Source organism: Clostridium frigoris, from assembly GCF_018861865.1.
In the GTDB taxonomy this organism is placed as follows: domain Bacteria; phylum Bacillota; class Clostridia; order Clostridiales; family Clostridiaceae; genus Clostridium_AD; species Clostridium_AD frigoris.
Window position 1 is genome coordinate 1 of the sequence record NZ_JAHLDV010000115.1, and the last position, 2872, is coordinate 2872.

General features: G+C 30.8%; 1 protein-coding gene. It reads right to left on the reverse strand.

Translation table 11 applies throughout. The features are described from left to right. Positions 1 to 557: 557 nt before the first annotated feature. A complete protein-coding gene (locus KPL37_RS19245; protein WP_216151686.1) occupies positions 558 to 2642 on the reverse strand; it encodes a methyl-accepting chemotaxis protein in 2085 nt (694 codons plus the stop codon). Between the last annotated feature and the right edge of the window lie 230 nt (positions 2643 to 2872).

The following is a 2872-nucleotide window of genomic DNA, read 5'->3' on the forward strand; positions in this document are numbered from 1 at the left end:
AAATGTACTGTAACAAGCAGGCTCATCGCCCAAAAGAAGGCATAGCCTAAAAGACTAAAAAACCACTTGAAAACTGCTTAAAAAATCAAGTTTTAAGGTGTGTTTGCTATACCCAAAAACAGGTTGAAACGTAACAAAGCACCAGCTATTGCTGGTGCTAATAATTAAAACTTTTTGGGACATTTTCAAATTCAGTTGACATATTTTTTTGCAAAAATTCTAATTTCATATAAACTACCACCTCTATGTCATCTCTGCTTTATTATCTTTCATTTTAAGAGTTGAATAAATTAAGTGAGGTGCTTTCTGATGAAACTGCATTCTCACATATATTCCAGCAACATAATAAGTACAAGTCTAATTTATGATGATAAAATATGTTTATATGCAAAAAGGCTTAATAAAAAAAAGGATAATAATTTTGCCTTTATGACAATTTATTATCCTTCTTTTAATAAATGAAATCTTAAATATATTCCAATGTTTTACAATAGCATAGTGCTAAAATATCACTAAAACACAATGTTTTAACTTTTTTAAATTTACTAATTAAAATACTACAATTTAAAATTCATCATAGAATTTTGGAGATTTATAGCCATATCAGATAAATTTTCAGCTGCATTAGCCACTTCTTTCATTAATGCTGTCTGCTGCTCAGACGCCGCTGCTACATTTTGAGAATTTTCTGATGACACGTTAGATATTTTTGATACATTCTCAATACCTTCAAGCATATTGTGAGTACCCGTACTTATTTCCTCTACAACAGCCGACATATCCTGCATTTGTGATGACATAAAGTTTACATCTTTCACTATATCAGCAAAAGAAGTTCCTGCTTCATTAACCACTTTTATTCCATCATTCACGGCTGTAGTACCATTATTCATAGCTTTTACCGCACTTATAATTTCATTTTGGATTTCGTTTATTAATTCAGATATATTTCCAGCTGCATTTGAAGATTGCTCTGCTAACGTTCTTACTTCATCAGCAACAACAGCAAAACCTTTGCCTTGTTCTCCTGCTCTTGCTGCCTCAATTGCTGCATTTAAAGCTAATAAATTAGTTTGATCTGCAATAGATGTTATTGAGGATACTATGCTTCCTATTTCTGTAGATTTCTCCCCTAATAGTGATACTACTTGCGAAGAAACAGCCACTTTTTCACTAATGTTTTTCATATACTCAATAGCAGAGATTACCACTCCATTACCTTTTTCAGCTTTCTTAAATGTATTTAGTGAAGCATTTGTAACATCTTGAACATTTTGTGATATTTGTTCTATACCTGTAAATATCTCTTTTGCTGCTTTTGATGCATCAACAGCAATAACTACCTGCTCCTCACTTCCCTCTGCAACCTTTTGAATGGATAATGATATTTCTTCTGCAGACTGCTGAGTTTGATCTGAACTTGCTGTAAGCTCCTCTGAAGTTGCCACAACTTGCTCTAAGCTTTCCATGGTACTCATAATTAGCTTCCTTAAATTATTAGCCATTCTATTTAAATTAATTGCCATTTCCCCTATTTCATTTTTATTATCAACATCTAATGTTTGAGTTAAATCACCTTCTGCAATAGAAAAAGAGAAATCATTTACTTTCTTTATATTTTTTGTTATATATGAACTTAACATAAGCACTAATATAACAACTAAAACAGAAGATAATAATATAATTCCAATAATCTTTCTTAATAAATTTTGGAGTGGTGCATAAAGTTCACTTTCAGGCATTACTAATGCAACTATCCAATTTGTTTCAGGCAGCATTTCATAGTAGACTTGTTTTTTACCATCTACATCCTTATATTCATCATTACCCTTTTTATTTTTAATGATTTTTTGACCTAAATCAGCTATAGCCTTATTAGAATTCTCAGTAATTTTAACTTTCATTATGTTTTTAGTACTACTTCCTGCTAGATATGTACCATTACTATCTAAAAGCAAAGCTTTTCCACCGTTACCAACTTTAAGTTCTGCTATCTTCTTTTGAATATGCTCTATATCCATATCAGCTGTGGTGACCCCAAGAAATTTATTGTTTTTATCATAAAAAGGAGCTGTAGCTGTTACCATAGCAACTTTAGTTACAAGATCAACATATGCAGAAGACCAAACAACAGGCTTATCAGTATTTACACCATTTGTATACCATTCCTGTTTAGTGTAGTCATATTTTTCAGTTATGTACTCGTCTGAATATGTTGGTTTCCCATTCTCTTTAAATGCATAAGGAGAAAAATACTTTAAAGTGGAATTATATTTGTAAGGTTCAAACCATATTCCAAGTCCAAAAGTATCTTCATTCGTACTTATACTCTTTTGTGTAATAGCAACAAACTCATCTTTTTTCATGCCTGTACCTAAGGCTTCCAAACTTCTAGATATTGTAGCCGGAATTTGCCCATGTCTTTGGAGATCTGTTTGAATGGAGTTTATGTTTTCCTTTAATTGATAACTCATTTTTTGTTCAATCTCTGTGTTTATTGTTCTTTTTGAATTACTATACGCAAAAATCCCTATAGAAATAGATGTTATTAAAAATACAGGTAAAATCGATATTAATATAATTGTATTTATTTTTGTTGTTTTACTGAACAATATAGAATTCTTAGTATTTGTTTTTTTCATAGTTCCCCCCCGGAACTATCGTATTGTCGTTTTCATGCATTAAAAAATTAAATTAAAATTTGTTTTACATAATATTTTACATTATACCATAATATGTTCATTATTGTTAAGTAAAAACATTAATCGAGTAGGAGCTAAATAATTAGTTTATTTAGCGACCTCTCACACCACCGTGCGTACCGTTCGGTACACGGCGGTTCAATAGAAATTAATGTTTTAATAAATATGTT

What these genes read in the sequence shown, in the direction of transcription:
- KPL37_RS19245 (WP_216151686.1), bottom strand. Translation starts at nt 2,642, where the DNA reads ATGAAAAAAACAAATACTAAGAATTCTATATTGTTCAGTAAAACAACA.